Source organism: Nucisporomicrobium flavum (genome assembly GCF_016464385.1).
GTDB classification, from domain to species: domain Bacteria; phylum Actinomycetota; class Actinomycetes; order Mycobacteriales; family Micromonosporaceae; genus Actinoplanes; species Actinoplanes flavus_A.
On the sequence record NZ_JADMLH010000002.1, the window covers coordinates 306,195 to 323,465 of the forward strand.

17 protein-coding genes are annotated in these 17,271 nt (G+C 72.7%); 10 read left to right on the plus strand and 7 right to left on the minus strand.

Annotated elements, in window-relative coordinates; translation table 11 throughout:
• Window positions 1–49: 49 nt before the first annotated feature.
• A complete protein-coding gene (locus tag IT780_RS05570; protein ID WP_199510313.1) occupies window positions 50–1,273 on the minus strand; it encodes an MFS transporter in 1,224 nt (407 codons plus the stop codon).
• Between the two features lie 54 nt (window positions 1,274–1,327).
• Here IT780_RS05570 and IT780_RS05575 point away from each other — a divergent pair, with 54 nt between their 5' ends.
• The 3 genes from IT780_RS05575 to IT780_RS05585 are packed head-to-tail and all read left to right on the plus strand — an operon-like array spanning window position 1,328 to window position 4,257.
• Window positions 1,328–2,164: a winged helix-turn-helix transcriptional regulator gene (locus IT780_RS05575; RefSeq protein WP_199510314.1), complete on the plus strand. Its 837-nt coding sequence runs from the start codon at window positions 1,328–1,330 to the stop codon at window positions 2,162–2,164.
• A 24-nt stretch (window positions 2,165–2,188) separates the two neighbouring features.
• Entirely contained in the window at window positions 2,189–3,985 is a 1,797-nt protein-coding gene (locus tag IT780_RS05580) for a glycerol-3-phosphate dehydrogenase/oxidase (protein WP_199510315.1), read from the plus strand.
• The gene (locus tag IT780_RS05585) at window positions 3,982–4,257 is read left to right on the plus strand and encodes a DUF4031 domain-containing protein (RefSeq protein WP_199510316.1); all 276 of its coding nucleotides are present in this window, start codon (window positions 3,982–3,984) and stop codon (window positions 4,255–4,257) included. The genes IT780_RS05580 and IT780_RS05585 overlap by 4 nt, the downstream gene beginning before the upstream one ends.
• On the opposite strand, the gene IT780_RS05590 is transcribed toward IT780_RS05585, so the two are convergent.
• Window positions 4,235–4,879 carry an HD domain-containing protein gene (locus tag IT780_RS05590; RefSeq protein ID WP_372443611.1) on the minus strand — a complete coding sequence of 215 codons (645 nt, stop codon included), beginning with the start codon at window positions 4,877–4,879 and terminating at the stop codon, window positions 4,235–4,237. The two genes, IT780_RS05585 and IT780_RS05590, sit on opposite strands and share 23 nt — an antisense overlap.
• Before the next feature lie 124 nt (window positions 4,880–5,003).
• Between IT780_RS05590 and IT780_RS05595 the strand changes: the two genes are divergently transcribed.
• Together IT780_RS05595 and IT780_RS05600 are read left to right on the plus strand one after the other, a co-directional pair.
• Window positions 5,004–6,212: an FUSC family protein gene (locus tag IT780_RS05595; RefSeq protein WP_199510318.1), complete on the plus strand. Its 1,209-nt coding sequence runs from the start codon at window positions 5,004–5,006 to the stop codon at window positions 6,210–6,212.
• 80 nt (window positions 6,213–6,292) lie between these two features.
• Window positions 6,293–8,035 carry a PrsW family intramembrane metalloprotease gene (locus IT780_RS05600; protein ID WP_199510319.1) on the plus strand — a complete coding sequence of 581 codons (1,743 nt, stop codon included), beginning with the start codon at window positions 6,293–6,295 and terminating at the stop codon, window positions 8,033–8,035.
• Here IT780_RS05600 and IT780_RS05605 read toward each other — a convergent pair.
• Window positions 8,032–8,328: a GroES family chaperonin gene (locus IT780_RS05605; RefSeq protein WP_199510786.1), complete on the minus strand. Its 297-nt coding sequence runs from the start codon at window positions 8,326–8,328 to the stop codon at window positions 8,032–8,034. The two genes, IT780_RS05600 and IT780_RS05605, sit on opposite strands and share 4 nt — an antisense overlap.
• A 139-nt stretch (window positions 8,329–8,467) precedes the next feature.
• Between IT780_RS05605 and IT780_RS05610 the strand changes: the two genes are divergently transcribed.
• Window positions 8,468–9,727 carry an AI-2E family transporter gene (locus IT780_RS05610; RefSeq protein ID WP_233412257.1) on the plus strand — a complete coding sequence of 420 codons (1,260 nt, stop codon included), beginning with the start codon at window positions 8,468–8,470 and terminating at the stop codon, window positions 9,725–9,727.
• On the opposite strand, the gene IT780_RS05615 is transcribed toward IT780_RS05610, so the two are convergent.
• A complete protein-coding gene (locus tag IT780_RS05615) occupies window positions 9,728–11,662 on the minus strand; it encodes an ATP-dependent DNA helicase (protein ID WP_199510787.1) in 1,935 nt (644 codons plus the stop codon).
• Between the two features lie 164 nt (window positions 11,663–11,826).
• Between IT780_RS05615 and IT780_RS05620 the strand changes: the two genes are divergently transcribed.
• Window positions 11,827–12,333 carry a DUF402 domain-containing protein gene (locus tag IT780_RS05620; protein ID WP_199510321.1) on the plus strand — a complete coding sequence of 169 codons (507 nt, stop codon included), beginning with the start codon at window positions 11,827–11,829 and terminating at the stop codon, window positions 12,331–12,333.
• Here the strand turns inward: IT780_RS05620 and sigJ are convergent.
• A complete protein-coding gene (gene sigJ, locus IT780_RS05625; RefSeq protein WP_199510322.1) occupies window positions 12,313–13,236 on the minus strand; it encodes an RNA polymerase sigma factor SigJ in 924 nt (307 codons plus the stop codon). The genes IT780_RS05620 and sigJ overlap by 21 nt on opposite strands.
• Before the next feature lie 112 nt (window positions 13,237–13,348).
• On the opposite strand from sigJ, the gene IT780_RS05630 reads away from it, so the two are divergent.
• From IT780_RS05630 to IT780_RS05640, 3 genes are all read left to right on the plus strand, one after another.
• Complete coding sequence (locus tag IT780_RS05630) at window positions 13,349–14,290, plus strand: PI-PLC domain-containing protein (RefSeq protein WP_199510323.1); 942 nt, start codon at window positions 13,349–13,351, stop codon at window positions 14,288–14,290.
• A 159-nt stretch (window positions 14,291–14,449) separates the two neighbouring features.
• The gene (locus tag IT780_RS05635) at window positions 14,450–15,076 is read left to right on the plus strand and encodes a DUF47 domain-containing protein (protein ID WP_199510324.1); all 627 of its coding nucleotides are present in this window, start codon (window positions 14,450–14,452) and stop codon (window positions 15,074–15,076) included.
• A 3-nt stretch (window positions 15,077–15,079) separates the two neighbouring features.
• A complete protein-coding gene (locus tag IT780_RS05640; protein WP_199510325.1) occupies window positions 15,080–16,087 on the plus strand; it encodes an inorganic phosphate transporter in 1,008 nt (335 codons plus the stop codon).
• Window positions 16,088–16,132: 45 nt separating this feature from the next.
• Here the strand turns inward: IT780_RS05640 and IT780_RS05645 are convergent, their stop codons facing one another.
• Window positions 16,133–16,339 (minus strand): DUF397 domain-containing protein, encoded by a 207-nt coding sequence (locus IT780_RS05645; RefSeq protein ID WP_372443612.1) that lies wholly within the window; start codon window positions 16,337–16,339, stop codon window positions 16,133–16,135.
• Window positions 16,329–17,192, minus strand: a complete 864-nt coding sequence (locus tag IT780_RS05650; protein ID WP_199510326.1) for a helix-turn-helix domain-containing protein — start codon at window positions 17,190–17,192, stop codon at window positions 16,329–16,331. The genes IT780_RS05645 and IT780_RS05650 overlap by 11 nt, the downstream gene beginning before the upstream one ends.
• Between the last annotated feature and the right edge of the window lie 79 nt (window positions 17,193–17,271).

The window sequence follows — 17,271 nt, forward strand, 5'->3', positions numbered from 1 at the left end:
CCACGAGAACGGGCCGTCCCGCGAGGGACGGCCCGTTTTTCCGTACGCACTACCGGACCGCTGCGGGCAGGGCGACATCGGTCAGGTCGCGCAGGCCGCGTACCGGCGACAGGAGCCAGGCGGCGGGGGCGCACAGGGTCACCGCGGCCAGGGCGAGCAGCGTCCACCGGGCGCCGATCGGGCCGGCGAGCGCGCCCGCAGCCAGACCACCGACGGGGATGACACCCCAGGTGACGAACCGTACGGTGGCCATCACGCGGCTGAGCAGCTCGGGCGGGCTGGCGATCTGCCGGTACGTGCGGGTGGTGACGCTGAGCACCACCACGCCGGCCGAGAAGACGAGGTTGCCGACGACGAAAGCCGCGTACGCGCCCAGCCCGTTGCCCCACGGCACCAGCAGCGCGCCGGCCGAGGAGGCGAATCCGGCGAGGATCAGGCCCCGAGCCGTGCCGACGGCGTCGGTGAACCGGGTGGTCAGGGCGGCGCCGGCCAGCGAACCCACCCCGTCCGCGGCCAGCAGTACCCCGACGAGGCCGGGTGCGGTGTGCAGCTCGCGGACGAGGTAGAGCGGGTACAGGGCGAGCTGGGCGCCGCAGACGAAATTGACCGCCGCGGCGGCCCACATGCCCGGCCCCATCGCGGGATGCCGGACGACGAACCCGAACCCCTCGCGGATCATCTCGCCCACCGGCGGCCACCGGTCGGGGCGGTCCACGCGCCGGGCGGGCAGGGTGCGGAGCAGGGCCGCCGAGACGAGATAGCTGACGGCGTCGACCAGCATCGTCGGTACGGCGCCGAGCGCCTGCACGGCGAGGCCGCCCAGGGACGGGCCACCCAGCTGCGTCGCTGCGTGCGTACCCGAGGTCAGGCTGTTGCGGGACTGCAGCTGGTCGCGGTCGACGATCTCCGGCAGGAACGTCATGTTCGCGACGTCGAAGATCACGTTGGCGAAGCTGACCACCAGCGCGGTCACCACGAGGTGCGTGACGGTCAGGTGGCCCCACCACCACGCGAGCGGCACCGATCCCACCGCCGCGGCGCGGGCCAGATCGGCACCGACCTGGGCGCCGCGCAACGGGAGCCGCTGCACGATCACGCCCGCCGGGAGCCCGATGACGATCCAGGCGGCGAAGCCCGCGGCGGCGATCAGGCCCATCTCGAACGGCGTCGCGTCGAGGACCGCGAGCGCGGTCAGCGGCAGTGCCACGCCCCCGATGGCCGAGCCCAGGCTGCTGGTCGTACCGGCCGTCCACCACCGCCAGAACACGCTCACGGTCCCCGCCCCGTTCCAGTGAGTTTCACTTTGGAACGGACTATAGTGAGCGGCGTGCGCCAGGTCGATCCCATAGATGCCGATTGCGGCATCTCGCAGGCCCTTGGCGTGCTCACCGACTGGTGGACGTTCCTCATCGTGCGCGACGTCGCCGGCGGCGTGACCCGCTTCGACGCCCTGCAGCGCGAGCTCGGCATGAGCCGCCGCGCGCTCAGCGAACGGCTCGGGAGCCTCGTCGCGCACGGCGTGCTCCGCCGCGCCGCGTACTCGGACCGCCCGCCGCGCTACGACTACCTGCTGACGGACAAGGGCGAGGGCCTGCTGCCGGTGCTCATCGCGCTGCAGGACTGGGGTACGCGGCACGTGATGGGTGACGGCTCGCTGACCGCCACGGCCGCGCCGACCTCCGCCGAGGCGCGCCGCGTCCACGGGCTCAACGGCCACCGCATCCCCGCGTTCACCGTCGAGGCGCCCACTGTTCTGTACTTCTTCCCCGGCGCGTACGCCCCCGGCGCGCAGGGCTATCCCCCCGGCTGGACGGACATTCCGGGCGCGGCCGGCTGTACGCTGGAGTCGGCGACGTACGCGGCCCGGGCGGACGAGTTCGCGGCCCACGGCGTACGCATAACCGGTGTGAGCACCCAGCGCCCGGACCAGCTGGAAGCCTTCGCCGAGCACGCCCGGCTGCCGTTTCCCCTGCTCTCGGACCAGGACGGCAGGATCGCGGCGAGCCTGCGCCTGCCCACCTTCCGCGCCGGGGGTACGGACCGGTTCAAGCGCCTGACGCTGCTCGTGGACGAGCGGGCGACGATCCGGGCCGTCCAGTTCCCGGTCACCGACCCGGCCGGCTCGGTGGCCGAGATGCTGGACGCGGTGAAGGCGTCGTTCTGAAAGGCGCGGCGCTACGGTGGGGTGGTGCGCTCTCCCTCGGTTTCCCGGTATTCGGCCGGACGGCTCTCGCCCATCCGCCGCGCCGCCGACCTCGAGCGGCTGCGTGACGAGCAATTCGACGTGCTCGTCATCGGCGGTGGCGTCACCGGCGCCGGCGCGGCCCTGGATGCGGCGTCGCGCGGGCTGAACGTTGCGCTGGTCGAGGCGCGCGACCTGGCCGCCGGCACGTCCAGCCGGTCCAGCAAGCTCATCCACGGCGGCCTGCGCTATCTGGAGCAGCTCGAGCTGCACCTCGTGCACGAGGCGCTGACCGAGCGTGGCCTGCTCACCAGCCGGCTCGCGCCGCACCTGGTGCGCCCGGTGCCGATCCTCGTCCCGCTCGAGACCGCCACGCCGCCCGCCCGGGTGTGGCACCGCCTCTACTACGGCCTCGGCGTCGCCGCGTACGACGTGTTCGCCGGAGTGTTCGGCCAGGGCCGGGGGATGCCGCTGCACCGGCACCTCACCCGCGACGGCGCCCGGCACCTCTTCCCGAGCCTGCGCGCCGACAAGATCACCGGCGCGATCCGCTACTACGACGGCCAGGTCGACGACGCCCGCCTCGTGGTCAACCTCGCCCGCACCGCGGCCAGCCTCGGCGCGGCCGTGGTCACCAGCGCCCGCGTCACCGGCTTCGTCCGCGACGCCCGCCAGGTCGTCGGGGTCCGGGTGCGTGACCTGGAGGCGCCGGACTCACCCGACTTCGAGGTACGCGCCCGCACGGTCGTCGCGGCCACCGGCGTGTGGAGCGACGACATGTCCCGGATGCTCAGCGACGTGGGCGTACGCCCGGGGTTCCGGGTACGCGCGTCGAAGGGCGTCCACCTCGTGGTGCCCCGCTCGGCGATCACGGGCGACGCCGGCCTGATCCTGCGTACGCCCACCTCGGTGCTGTTCGTGATCCCGTGGGGCGGCCACTGGATCATCGGCACCACCGACACCGACTGGCAGCTCGACCGCTCGCACCCGGCCGCTTCCGCGCGCGACATCAGCTACCTGCTCGACCAGGTCAACACCGTGCTCGAGCGGCCGCTCACCGTCGACGACATCGAGGGTGTGTACGCCGGCCTGCGCCCCCTGCTCTCCGGCGAGGCCGACTCCACCTCCAAGCTCTCCCGCGAGCACGCCGTGATCGAGCCGATGCTGGGCCTGATGCTCGTGGCCGGCGGCAAGTACACGACCTACCGGGTGATGGCCGCCGACGTGGTGGACCGCGCGATGCGCCGGCTGGGCCTGGACACGCCCTCCCGCACCGACCAGCTTCCCCTGCTCGGCGCCGACGGGTACGCGGCCGCGTGGCGCGACCGGCACGACCTCGCCCGCCGCCACGGGGTGACCGCGGGCGTGGTGGAGCACCTGCTGGAGCGCTACGGCACCATGACCATCCACCTGCTCGCGATGATCACCGCGGAGCCGGAATTGGCCACGCCGCTCGCCGGGGCCCCGGAATACCTCGCGGCCGAGATCGCGTACGCGGCCACCGCCGAAGGCGCCCTGCACCTGGAGGACGTGCTCACCCGGCGTACCCGGATCTCGATCGAGACGCCGCACCGCGGGGCGGAGACGGCCCGGCACGCGGCCGCGGTCATGGGTGACGCGCTGGGCTGGGACGAGGCGGTCCGCGACCGCGAGGTCGAGCACTACCTGGCCCGGGTCGAGGCCGAGCGGCAGTCGCAGAAGATGCCCGACGACCTGACCGCCGACGCCGCCCGCCTCGGCGTGGCCGACGTGCGCGGCTACGCGGCGGACCGCGGGACGGACCTGCTCGACGTGGACCGGTGATCCTTGTCGACGAGCCGCGCTGGCCGGCGCGCGGGCGGCTCTGGTCCCACCTGGTCAGCGACGTCTCGTATGCCGAACTGCACGCCTTCGCCGAGATGCTGGGCGCGCCCCGGCGCGGGTTCGACCGCGACCACTACGACATCCCGGAGAACCGTTTCCGGATGGCGCTGTGGCTCGGCGCGACCCTCGTCGCCCCGCGGGAGGTGGCCGCGCGGCTGCGGGCGTCGGGGCTGCGCCGTCCGAAGCACCTCAACCAGCCGCCAGCACCCTGAGCTCCCGCTCCAGGTTGGCGCGCGCCCGGGCCTCCCACTCCTCGTGCAGCGGGGCGTGCCGGTAGATCGCCGACAGCTCCAGCAGCGACACGAGGACCTGCGCCCGGGCCGCGCGGAACGTGTCCTCCGGGACGTGGGCGTACTCGCGCCGGATCGCCTCGGTGTAGGCGGTGTACCGGTCCGGGTCGGCGGCGAGGATGGCCAGGTCGGCGTCGCAGAGCAGCTCGCCGTCCGGGTCGGTCTCCTCGGTCGCGTGCCCGGCCGTGAGCCCCACCAGGCGCGCCACCTCGGCGGCCACGTCGTCCGGCGCGCCGAGCGTGGTCAGCAGCCCGCGCGCGAACTCCGCGCTGTCGCGCTCGTTGGCGTCGCCGAGGGCCCGCGGGTCGTAGACGGCGTCGTGCATCCAGGCGGCGAGGCGTACCCGGTCCGGGGCCGCCGCCAGCCCCGCGTGCTCGTCGATCACGTCCAGCACGGCGGTCAGGTGGCTCACGTCGTGATACTGCCGCTGCGGCTCCGACCAGCGCCCCAGCAGATAGCCGCCGGCGGCCTCGAGGTCGGGCTCCGCGGCGGTCGCGCCGGCACCCCGGGCCGCGGCGACCCAGCGATCGAGAAGTGATGTCACGGCCGCCATCCTGGCATGCCCGCCGTTAGGGTCAGTGCGTGACCGACTGCACCGAACCTCACCCGCGCGAGTGGCCCACGGCCGCGACCGTGAGGGCCAGGAGGGCACGCGGGGCAGGCACAGCATGACGGACGCCGGGGCGCAGCGCAGGCTCGCCGCTGTCCTCGCCGAGGTGCACGGTCGTTCCCGGTCCGGGGCGGGCGCCGGCTGGTCCCGGATCCGCGCCGCCTTCGGCCTCGCGATGCAGGCGGGCGTCGCGGCGGGCATCGCCTGGTTCGTCGCCCACGACCTCATCGGGCGGCCGGCGCCGTTCTTCGCGCCGATCGCGGCGGTGATCACGCTCGCGTCGTCGGTCGGGCAGCGGGCGCGGCGTACGGTCGAGCTCGTCGTCGGCGTGGCCATCGGCATCGGCATCGGCGACGCCCTCATCCTGCTGATCGGTTCCGGCGCGTGGCAGATCGGCCTCGTGGTGGTGCTGGCCATTCTCGTCGCCGCCGCGGTCGGGGGCGGTACGCCGCTCGTGGTGCAGTCGGCGTCGTCCGCGGTGCTGGTGGCCACGCTGACCAGTACGACCGGGCTGCCGTGGACGCGCTTCTTCGACGCCCTGGTCGGCGGTGGAGTGGGCCTGACCGTGATGACGCTCCTGCTGCCGCTCAACCCGCTGACCGTCGTACGCCGTGCCGCCGACCCCGCGCTCGAAGCCATGGCCGACGGGCTGCACGCGGTCGCGCGGGGGCTGCAGGCGGCCGATGCCGACGCGGTGCGCGAGGCGCTGGCCCAGCTCCGCTCCGCCGAGGCGACCTTCGCCGCGTTCGCCCAGGCCGCCACGGCAGCCCGGGAGAACGTCGCCTTCGCGCCCGCACGCTGGCGGGTCCGCGGGGCGTTGAGCCAGTACGTCGAGGGCGCCGCGGAGCTCACGTACGCGCTGCGCAACGTCCGGGTGCTGGCCCGCCGGGTGATCACGGCGCTGGACGACAAGGAGGGCATGCCCGCGTGCCTGCCGACGGCGATCGCGCTGCTCGGCGACGCGGTCGGGTTGCTGCGGGAGGAGTGGTCCCGGGCGGCCGAGCCCGAGGCGACGCGGGAACGGGCGCTGCGCGCGGCGGCGGAGGCGGGGCGCGCGTACGACGAGGGGGTCGGCTTCTCCGGCAGCGTGGTCGTGGCGCAGGTCCGCACCACGGTCACGGACCTGCTGCGCGCGACCGGGGTCGAGCACGGCCAGGCCCCGCGCCTGGTCCGCCGCGCGGTCGGCCGGCACGCCCGCAACCAGGCCGCCCGCCGCAATGCCGCTCCCCGCCGCCGCATCTTCGTCCCCCGCCGCCGCGACGCTTGATCCGTCCGTCGCCGGGCCGCTTGATCCGTTCGGTCGCCGTGGGCACGCCGGGGGCGCGGCCGGGTGGCTACGCTGGCGGCATGGCCGACGTAGCTTCCGGACCGCCCGATCCGACCCCGCAACCGGGGACCGCCGCGTCGTCCGCCCCCACCGCCGCTTCGCCGGCGCCTCACCTCGCGCCGCCCGCGCCCAACCCCGCGGAGGCGGCACCCCACTTCGCGCCGCCCGCGCCCAACCCCGCGGAGGCGGCACCCCACTTCGCGCCGCCGGCGCCCAACCCCGCGCCGCCGGCCTTCACCGCCGCGCCCGCCGCCGGGTGGCCCGGCCCCGCGGGCGGGGTCGCGCCCGCGGGTGGGTGGGCCGCAGCCGGGCCGGCCGTGCAGCCGGTTGCCGGGACGACGGTGCCGTTCGACGCGGCCTACCGGGTACCCGACCCCGCGACGCTGCCGCCCCTGCCCCAGCGTCGTGCCGGGTGGCGGCGCTGGCTGCCGCTGGTCGGCATCATCGGCTTCATCGCGATCTGCGCGATCGCCATGCTGGTCATCCTCGGCTTCAGCAACGGCCCCGTCGGGCTCGTGGTCGGCCTCACCGCGGCGATCCTGCCCGTGCCCGTGCTGGTCGGCTGTTTCCTGTGGCTCGACCGGTACGAGCCCGAGCCGATCCGCTACCTGGTGTTCTGCTTCGCGTGGGGCTCCGCGGTCGCGACGCTCGTGGCGATCGGCGTGAACAGCTTCGCGGCCTGGGGCTTCGACAAGCTCGGCCTGCCCGAGGCCCTCGTCGCGGTGCTCGTGGCGCCGTTCATCGAGGAGTCGATGAAGGCGCTCGGCCCGATCCTGCTGTTCTGGCGCCGCCGCCGGGAATGGTCCGGGATCACCGACGGCATCGTCTACTGTGGGCTCTCCGCGCTCGGCTTCGCGATGGTGGAGAACGTGCTCTACCTCGGCGGCCACGGGTACGCGTCGGGCGCCGACCAGTACGGTCCCGCCACCGGTGTGCGGAACCTCTTCCTGATCTTCATCGTGCGGATCATCTTCACCGGCTTCGCGCACCCGCTGTTCACGTCGATGACCGGCATCGGCCTGGGCGTCGCGTCCCGGTCGGGGGACCGCCGGGTGCGCTGGCTCGCCCCGATCGCCGGCCTGCTGCTGGCGATGATCCTGCACGGCACGTTCAACCTGCTGCCCACGCTGTCCGTGGCGACCGGCGAGACCCTGATCATGCTGTACGGCTACCTCGGCTTCATGGTCCCGTTCTTCTTCGCGGCGGTCGGCTTCGCGATCGCGTTGCGCGGCTACGAGGGGCGGCTCAGCGAGCGGGTCCTGCCGGAGTACGTGCGGACGGGCTGGCTCTCCCCGCCGGAGGTCGCGACGCTGGGCAGCCTCGGCCGCCGCCACTCGGCCCGGCAGTGGGCGAAGCGCGTCGCGGGTGACCCGGGCCTGCGGGCGATGCGCGGCTTCCAGGCGGCCGCCACCCAGCTGGCGCTGCTGCGCGACGGCATGCGGCGCGGTATGCACCGCAAGCCCGAGGACCAGCAGCGGGCGCAGGAGGAGGAACGCAAGCTGCTCGCGGACATCTCGGGCTACCGGTCCGTCTTCGTGGGGCGTGACCCGCAGATGCCGCGGGCGTTCTGGGACGGCGCCAGCTACCAGATCGCCTTCCCGGACGGGGTGACGCGGACGGTGCGGCCGCCGGAGGAGCCGGTCGTGCCGGTCCCGGTGCGCCTGGCACCCCAGATGCCGGCGTACGCCTACCCGGGCTATGCCCCGCCGCCGCCCTCCTACGGACCGCCGCCGCCGTACAACTACGGTCCGCCTCGCTACTAGAGGTAGAGCCCGGTTCCGTCCGACTCGACCCGGCTCGCCGCCACGGCGTGCACGTCCCGCTCGCGCAGCAGCACGTACTCCTTGCCGTGCAGCTCCACCTCCGAGCGCTCCTCCGGGTCGAACAGGACCCGGTCGCCGACGACGATGGATCGGACGTTGGGTCCCACGCCGACCGCCTTGGCCCAGGAGAGGCGGCGGCCCACGGACGCGGTTGCCGGGATCACGATGCCTCCGCTGGACCGGCGCTCGCCCTCGCCGCCGTCGAGACGGACCAGGACTCGGTCGTGCAGCATGCGGATGGGCAGCCCGGCCTCGGACTCGGTGTCGGTGCTCACGAGAGGACGGTACGCCCGCGCCTGACGTGCGCGTGTGCCGGTCTGGACTACGGTGTTAGCGCGTGTCGAGGGCGAGGGGGTCGGGCGGTTGAGCCGCTTGCAACGGGTACAGGAGAACCTTCGCAGGGCGTACGAGTCGGGGCGGGAATCGGTGCGCACCGCGCGCGCCGAGAATGACCACCCCGCCGACGAGCCCGAGATCGAGTTCGAGCCGCCGCCGCCCCCTCCGGGGGAGGAGCACCACTCCACGACGAGCCGGGACGACGCCGAGGTGCCGCACTCGCTGCGGATCGCCGCCGCGTGGTCGTGGCGGCTGATCGTCGTCGGCGTGGTCGGCTGGGTGCTGCTGCGCGTGATCAGCGTGGTCAGCGTGGTCGTGGTCCCGCTCGCGATCGCCCTGCTGCTCTCCGCGCTGCTCGCCCCGGCCGTCGGCTGGCTGCTGAAGCTGCGGCTCCCGCCCTCGCTGGCGACGTTCCTGGTCCTCATCTGCGGGCTCGGCGCGGTGGCGGGCACGCTCACGCTCGTGGTCAACCAGTTCATCAACGGCCTGCCGCAGCTCGTCGACAACGCCAGCACGGGCATCCGGCAGATCCAGGACTGGGCCCGGACCGGCCCGCTGCACCTGTCCGACGCCCAGGTCGACCAGGCCATCGACTCGGTGCAGGACTGGACCAACTCGAACACCTCGCAGCTGACGGCCACCGGGGTCGCCACCGCGGCCACGCTCGCGGAGGTGCTGACGAGCGCGGTGCTCGTGCTCTTCGCGACGTTCTTCTTCCTGCGCGACGGGCGGAAGATCTGGCGCTTCATCGTCCGCCTGTTCCCGGTCAACGCCCGCTGGAGCCTGTCCGACGCCGGCGACGCCTCGTGGGCGACGCTGGGTTCCTACGTCCGGGCCACCGTGCTGGTCGCGTTCATCGACGCCACCGGCATCGGCCTCGCGCTGGTGTTCCTGGACGTGCCGTTCCCGTTCCCGCTGGCGGCCCTGGTCTTCCTCGGCGCGTTCATCCCGATCGTCGGGGCGAGCGTCTCCGGCGCGGTCGCCGTGCTGGTCGCGCTCGTCGACCAGGGCTGGATCGTCGCGCTCATCGTGCTCGGCGCGGTGATCCTGGTGCAGCAGGTCGAGGGGCACATCCTGCAGCCCCTGATCATGGGGCGTGCGGTCGCGATCCATCCGCTCGTGGTGATCGTCGGCATCGCCTCCGGCGTGGTGATCGCCGGCATCATCGGCGCGCTGGTCGCCGTGCCGCTCATCGCGGTGCTGAACACCGGCATCAGACGGCTGGTCCGACGCCGGCCGGAGGTGCCGCCGAACGCGGTCGTGGTCCCCACGGGCGGCGCCCTCGACGCGCAGTGATCAGCTCTTGTTGAGTCGCTGGAGGGCGCCCACGGCGACCTCCGGCCGGGTCGTGTACCAGAACGGCGGCAGGGACTTGCGCAGGAAGGCGCCGTAGCCGCGCGCGGTCTCCAGGCGGGAGTCGAGCACGGCGACCACGCCCTTGTCGCCGTGGGAGCGGATCAGCCGGCCGACGCCCTGGGCGAGCCGGACCGCCGCGATGGGGACGCTCACCGAGGCGAAGCCGGAGCCGCCGGTCGCGTCGACGGCCGCCGCCCGCGCGGCCGCGAGCGGTTCGTCCGGCCGCGGGAACGGCAGTCGGTCGATGACCACCAGCTGGCAGGCGTCACCGGGAACGTCGACACCCTGCCAGAGGGACATCACGCCGAACAGGCAGCTCTCCCGCTGCTCCTTGAACTTGCGGACCAGGATCGGCAGCGTCTCCTCGCCCTGCAGCAGGATCGGCAGGTCGGTCCGTGCCCGGAGCAGCTCGGCCGCCTGCGTCGCCGCGCGCCGGGAGGAGAAGAGTCCGAGGGTACGCCCGCCGAGCGCCTCCACCAGCTTCAGCAGCTCCTCGCCGGCGGCGTCGGGCAGGCCGGAGGCGGCGGGCCGGGGCAGGTGCGCCGCCACATACAGGATGCCCTGTTTCGGATAGTCGAACGGCGACCCGACGTCGAGCGAGCTCCAGCCGTCCCCGGAGGTCGGCGGCGCCTCCGCGCTCAGGCCCGGGCCGGTGCGCGCCGCGGGGACCGCCGGTGCGGCCGGCAGGCCCAGGGACCGGGCGACCGTGTCGAACCGGCCGCCGAGGGTCAGCGTCGCGGAGGTCGCCACCACGGTGCGTTCGTCGTACAGGTTGGTGGCGAGCGTGCCCGCCACCGACAGCGGCGCGACCACCACCGCTCGCCGGCCCGAGCCGAGATCGCTCTTCTCGACCCAGGCCACGTCGAAGTCGGACTCCTCGAGCAGGCGCTGCGTCGTGGTGGACAGGTCGTCCAGGGTGGCCTTGGCCTGCTGCTTGCGGACCGGGTCCGGGTCGTCGGCCTTGATGTCGCCGATCGCCTCCAGCGCGGCGCGGGTCGCGGAGTCGACGAGCAGCAGGGCCTGGTGCAGCAGCGGGGGCAGGCCCGTGGTGAGCCGGCCCGCGGGGATGTCGGCCAGGCCCACGGTCAGCGAGTCGGCCGCCGTCGCCAGCGCCTCGGCGGCGTCCGGGGAGATCAGCGGGCGGGCCCGTTTGGCGGCGCGCTCCACGGCGTCGGGGGTCACCTCCGCCTGGGCCGCCGAGGAGACCCGGTCGGCGAGCTCGTGCGCCTCGTCCACGATGAGCAGCTTGTGCGGCGGGACGATGTTGCGCTCCGCCAGCATGTCGACCGCCAGCAGGCTGTGGTTGGTGACCACGATGTCGGCCTCCCGGGCGCGGACCCGGGACGCCTCCGCGAAGCAGTCGGCGCCGTACGGGCAGCGCGCCGCGCCGACGCAGTCGCGGGCCGGCATGGAGACCTGCCGCCACGCGGTGTCGTCCACCCCCGGGTCCAACTCGTCGCGGTCGCCCGTGGTGGTCTTCTCGGCCCACTCCTGCACGCGCAGGATCTGTTTGCCCAGCCGGCCCGCCTCGCCGAGCCACTGCGTCGTGCGCGCCGGCGCGTCGTCGAAGAGCGTGTCGGTGGGCGCCTCCTCGTCGGCGTGCTCGAGCTTGGCCACGCACAGGTAGTGGTGACGGCCCTTGAGCACCGCGAACGTGGGCCGGCGGCCGAGCACCGGCTCGACCGCGGCGGCGAGGCGCGGCAGGTCGTGCTCGACGAGCTGGTTCTGCAGCGCGAGGGTCGCGGTGGAGACCACGACCGGGCCGTCGACCAGCAGCGCGGGCGTCAGGTACGCCAGGCTCTTGCCGGTGCCCGTGCCGGCCTGGACGAGCAGGTGCTCCCGCTCCTTGACGGCCCGCTCGATCGCCTCGGCCATCTGCTCCTGACCTGGGCGGGAAGCGCCGCCGGGGACCGCGCCGACCGCGGCGGCGAGGAGTTGCTTGGCGGTCGTGGACTTGCGGCGGGACTTGGCGGGGGCGGTCACGACGAAGACCGTACCCGCCACCACCGACGAAACCGTCGCACCGCTAGGGTCTTGTCATGCCGAGTGAGATGGTCCGGGTGGTCTACACCAAGTACGACGGATCCGCTCACCGGGACTATCCGGCCCGCCGCCTCAACGAGGACGACCTGGGCGTCTGGGTCGGCGTGACCCGGGGAACGGCGTCGGTCTACCACGGCCAGCCGTCCGTCGAGCAGATCCCGTTCGTGCTGCTCATCCCGCACAGCGCATGGTGGACCGGCATGTTCAACCCGCCGCCGCGCACCAGCGAGGTCTACTGCGACATCACCACCCCGGCGCGCTGGGAGGGCGACACCGTGCACATCGTCGACCTCGACCTGGACGTCTCCCGCCGCCGGGACACCGGCCTGATCGAGCTGCGCGACGAGGACGAGTTCGAGGACCACCGGGTGCGCTTCGGCTATCCCCCCGAGGTGGTCGCCGAGGCGCACGCCGCTGCGGAGCATCTCGTCGTGGCCCTCGGCGACGGCACCGAGCCGTTCGCTTCGGCGTACCGGAAATGGCTATCGGCCGTCAGTGACTGACCCCAGCTTGGCCGGGTTGAGCTGGTTGTAGACGGCCGTGATGCGGCCGTCGGAGACCGCCACCGACATGACCGTCAGCAGCCGGCGCCCGTCGGCGTAGCGTCCGGTGACGAGCACGCCGGCGTCGCCGTTGACCAGCACCGGTTCCACGGTGAACTCGGGAACCTCGCGGAGCCGCCGGCTGAGGATGCCCACCCAGAAGCGCGCCACCTTGTCGAGCCCGACGACCGCGTTCTGGCCCGCGTTGACCACGCCGCCGCCGTCGCCGATGGAAACCACGTCCGGCGCCAGGACGGCGGCCAGCGCGCGCAGGTCGCCGGAGGACGCCGCGGCGAGGAACGCCTCGAGCACCCGGCGCTGCTCCGCCAGGTCGGCCGTGTGCCGCGCCTGGCCGTCGGAGATCGCCCGGCGACCCCGGGAGGCGTGCTGCCGGGCGGCGGCGACGCTGGTGCCGAGGACGTCCGCGACCTCCTCGAACGGCAGCCCGAACGCGTCGTGCAGCACCACGGAGACGCGCTGCTCGGGGGTCAGCTTCTCCATCACCACGAGCAGGGCGAGGCTCACCTCCTGCTTCTGCGCGATCTTCTCGGCGGGGTCGTCGAGGCGGGACACGAAGGTCTCCGGGAGCCACTGCCCGGGGTACGCCTCCCGCCGCACCCGGGCCGACTTGAGCACGTCGAGGCAGATGCGCCCGGTGGCGGTGGTGAGCCAGCCGCGCAGGTCGCGGATCTCCTCGCCGGCTTCGAGCGCGCGGTGGTAGCGCAGCCACGCCTCCTGGACCGCGTCCTCGGCCTCGGCGCGGCTGCCGAGCATCCGGTACGCGACCGACAGCAGATGCGGACGCTCGGCCTCGAAGTCAGCCGGAGAGGGAGCTGGGAGCGCGGAGGGACCCGGAGACGGCATGGAGGAATTCTCCGCGAGATTGCCCGGCCACCGGTGTCACATGTGACACAGTGGTGAACACTATGGGGGCATTTGGCCCCTTTCGTGTGCCGGGGGAGACGGGGGTAGGACGGTGTCCGACGACGTAGCAACCCTCCTGGGCGGCCTGGCGACGCTCGCCGGGGCCACCGGCGCGGCGACCCTGGGCGTCGCGGTGGCACGGCGGCCGCGGCCGTACCTGCCCGCCGCGCATGCGATCGCCGGCGCCGAGGTGGCCGACCCGCTGCCCGCCGTGCTGCGCCACGGTCTCGCCGGGCTCACCGTGCCGGTCCGGCCGGGTCCGCACGGCGAGTTGTACGTGGGACCCGGCGCGCCGCAACCGGGGCGGACGCTGCGCCGGCTCGTGCTCAACCCGTTGTTCGCGCGGGCTCAGGCCCGGGGCGGGCGGCTGTGCCGTGACCAGCGCGTACCGTTCCGGCTGGTCGTCGAGTTCGCCGGGCCGAACCGGGATGCGGGGGCGTTGCTGCGGGCGTACCGGATGCTCGACCAGCAGTTGCGCGACCATGCGCCGCTGCTCAGCCGTTGTGTGGACGGCAACCTGGAGGCCGGCGCGGTGACGGTCACCGTCACCGGCATCGTCGACGTCCGCGAGCTGCTCGCCGTCCAGACCGAGCGGTACGCCTTCGCCGACGGCTCCTTCGACGACATCGGTTCCGTGGCGGCCCCGCCCACGCTGGTGCCGATGGTCAGCGAGCAGTGGACGCGGCGGTTCGGCTGGGACGGCTGCGAGCCCATCCCGGCTGAGGAGCGGCATCTGCTGCACGCGCTCGTCCGGTCGGCGCACGAGGACGGCCGGGGCGTACGCATCTGCGGGCTGCCGACCGGTTCCCGCCGGGCGCGGCAGGCGATCTGGACCGAGCTGAGCGAGGCCGGCGTCGACGTCATCGCCGACACGGATCACGTGGCGCTGGCCCGGCACCTGCGCAAGCATCCGGTGCGCCGGGTCGCGGTGGCGCCCGCCGTCCGGCGCCCGTCGCCGTCGCCGCGGCGACCGGACGTGACGCAGTCCGTCTGAAAGGTCCGGATAAGCGAGCGTTCAAGGTTAACGGCAAGTGAACGCGCCCTGAACTGCTGCTGAGCAGGGGTAGGCGGGCTCTGCAACCTCCGGACGTGTTACCTAGCATTCCCCGGGAATCCGCCTGACCCGTCCATCCTTCCTCGAACGAGGTTCGTCGTGAAGTTCTCTTTCCGCCCCACCGAGGGCGCCTTCTACGAGCTGTTCACCCGGGCTGCTCAGAACCTCGTCCGGGGCACCGAGCTGCTCAACGAGCTGGCCCTGCCCGGGGTGGACGTGCAGTCCGTCAGCGACCGGCTCACCGACGTCGAGCACGACAGCGACCAGATCACCCACGATCTGTACAAGAAGATCAACTCCACGTTCATCACGCCGTTCGACCGCGAGGACATCTACTCGCTGGGCTCGCTGCTCGACGACGTCATGGACCACCTGGAGGCGGTCGGCAACCTGCTCTACCTGTACGGGCTGACCGAGCTGCCCTCGCTGCCCCGGGAGATGCACGAGCTGGTCAACGTTCTCGACCAGCAGGCCAAGATCACGGCGGACGCGATGCCGAAGCTGAAGTCGATGAAGGGCCTCGAGGAGTACTGGATCGAGATCAACCGGCTGGAGAACGACGGCGACCGGGCGTACCGGATGCTGCTCGTCCGCCTCTTCTCCGGCGAGTACGACGCGCTGACGGTGCTGAAGATGAAGGAGGTGGCCGACGAGCTCGAGGCCGCCTGCGACGCCTTCGAGCACGTGGCGAACACCGTCGAGACCATCACGGTCAAGGAGTCCTGAGCCTTGTCCGCTGAGCTCATAGCGGTGCTCGCGGTGATCATCGCCGCGATGGCCTTCGACTACACCAACGGGTTCCACGACGCGGCGAACGCCATCGCCACCAGCGTCAGCACCCGCGCGCTGACCCCGCGGGTCGCGCTCGCGATGGCCGCCGTCGGCAACTTCATCGGTACGCACTTCGGCGCCGGCGTGGCCAAGACGGTCGGCGACGGCCTGGTCAAGCTCCCGGTCGGCATCCCCAGCCTCGGCGTGGTCTTCGCCGGGGTGGTCGGCGCGATCGCCTGGAACCTCATCACCTGGTACTTCGGCCTGCCGTCGTCCTCGTCGCACGCGCTGTTCGGCGGCCTGGTCGGCGCCACCTTCTTCGCCGCCGACGCGACGATCGAGTGGGGCACCATCATCGAGAAGGTGCTCATCCCGATGGTGGCGTCGCCCTTCGTCGGCTTCCTGCTCGGCTTCGCCGTCATGGTCGCCATCATGTGGTCGTTCCGGCGCGGCCAGCCGGGCAAGCTGAACCGCGGCTTCCGGGTCGCGCAGACGATCTCGGCGGCGTTCATGTCCGTCGGCCACGGCATGCAGGACGCGGCGAAGACGATGGGCATCATCGTGCTGGCCCTGTACACCGGCGGCTTCCAGAGCAGCGCCACGCACATCCCGTGGTGGGTGTTCTGGACCTCGGCGGCGGTGCTGGCGGCGGGCACGTACGCCGGCGGCTGGCGCATCATCCGCACCCTCGGCCGCAAGATCATCGACCTGGGCCCGGCGGAGGGCTTCGCGGCCGAGATGGTGGCCAGCTCGGTGCTGTTCTTCAACGCGCTCGTGCTCAAGGCGCCGATCTCCACCACCCACACGATCACCTCGGCGATCATGGGCGTGGGCTCGACCAAGCGGCTGTCGGCGGTGCGCTGGAACGTGGCGGGCAACATCGTCATCGCCTGGATCACGACGTTCCCGGCGGCGGCGGCCATCTCCTGCGTCGTCTACTTCTGCGTACGGCCCCTCTTCAGCTGACCCGATGAACCCCGCTCTCCGCGTGGAGGGCGGGGTTCATCGCGTTCAGGCCCGAAGGTCGAAGTCGCCGTCCCGCACTCCGCCGACGAATGCGGTCCATTCGGCGTCCGAGAACAGCAGAACCGGTCCGGCCACGTCCTTGCTGTCGCGCACCGCGACGCTGCCGGGAAGGTTCGTCGCGACCTCGACGCATCCGTTGTCACCGGAACGCCGTGACTTCCGAAAGATCGCCGTCTTCAGATCAACTCTCACGATCGTTCAACTCCTTCAAATACTTCTGCAGCAGCTCGGCGGAGTCGGGCCCGGACAGCGCGGCACCGTGTACCGCCTCCCAGACGTCGGAGTAGGCCTCGATCTCGGAAGCCTTGTCCAGGTAGAGCGCGCCGGTCAGATTCTCGCTGTAAACCGTGGGTGGCGGTGCGCTGCCGTTGTGCTCCGGGAAGTCGAGCATTCTGAACGCGCCCGCGATCGAGGCTCGATGCGGGCCGACGCGCCGGTCGAGGACCCGGACGGATACGTTCGGCAGTTGCGTCGCCTGCAGCAGGTGCCATACCTGCCGGCGCATGGTCCCTTCGGGTTCCGGCTCGGCCATGAGCACCGCCTCGCTGATGACGACGTCGACCGCCGGCGGAGCCGGGAAGGAACGGGTGAGCAGCTGCTGCCGGGACTGCTTCAGCTCGATGATCTTCTCGACCTCGTGCTCGGACAGGTCGGGACGTTCGATCCGGACGAAGGCGCCGGTGTACTCGCGGTGCTGCAACAGCCCCGGAACCATGCTCGGGTCGAAGATCCGGATGCGCCGGGCCGCCTGCTCGAGCCCCACGTACGCCTCGAACCACGTGGGAAGGACGTCACCGTACGCATGCCACCACCCTCGTGACCGGGTCTCCCGGGCCAGCCCGACGAACACGCCGCGCATGTCGTCGCGCACTCCGTACGCGTCGCAGAGCGCCTGCACATAGGGCGGCCTGGTGGAGGTGGTTCCCTGCTCGATCCGCCAGATCGTCTGCTCGCTCACGCCGAGCAACGCGGCCGCGTCCTTGAGCTTCACACCGGCCTTCTCCCGTGCGGCGCGCAACCCGATGCCGAGCGTGCGGCGAGGCACTGTCGAGCCGCTACCCTCAACCACCATACTGCGACCGCCTTCCGTCCTGAACGCCGTAGCCTTCCAATCCGGGACCCTC

Excerpts from the sequence above, each read along its gene's own strand:
- IT780_RS05600 (WP_199510319.1), top strand. The coding sequence starts at position 6,293 with ATGGCCGACGTAGCTTCCGGACCGCCCGATCCGACCCCGCAACCGGGG.
- sigJ (WP_199510322.1), bottom strand. The coding sequence starts at position 13,236 with ATGCCGTCTCCGGGTCCCTCCGCGCTCCCAGCTCCCTCTCCGGCTGAC.
- IT780_RS05615 (WP_199510787.1), bottom strand. The coding sequence starts at position 11,662 with ATGGCCGAGGCGATCGAGCGGGCCGTCAAGGAGCGGGAGCACCTGCTC.
- IT780_RS05605 (WP_199510786.1), bottom strand. The coding sequence starts at position 8,328 with ATGCTGCACGACCGAGTCCTGGTCCGTCTCGACGGCGGCGAGGGCGAG.
- IT780_RS05620 (WP_199510321.1), top strand. The coding sequence starts at position 11,827 with ATGCCGAGTGAGATGGTCCGGGTGGTCTACACCAAGTACGACGGATCC.
- IT780_RS05595 (WP_199510318.1), top strand. The coding sequence starts at position 5,004 with ATGACGGACGCCGGGGCGCAGCGCAGGCTCGCCGCTGTCCTCGCCGAG.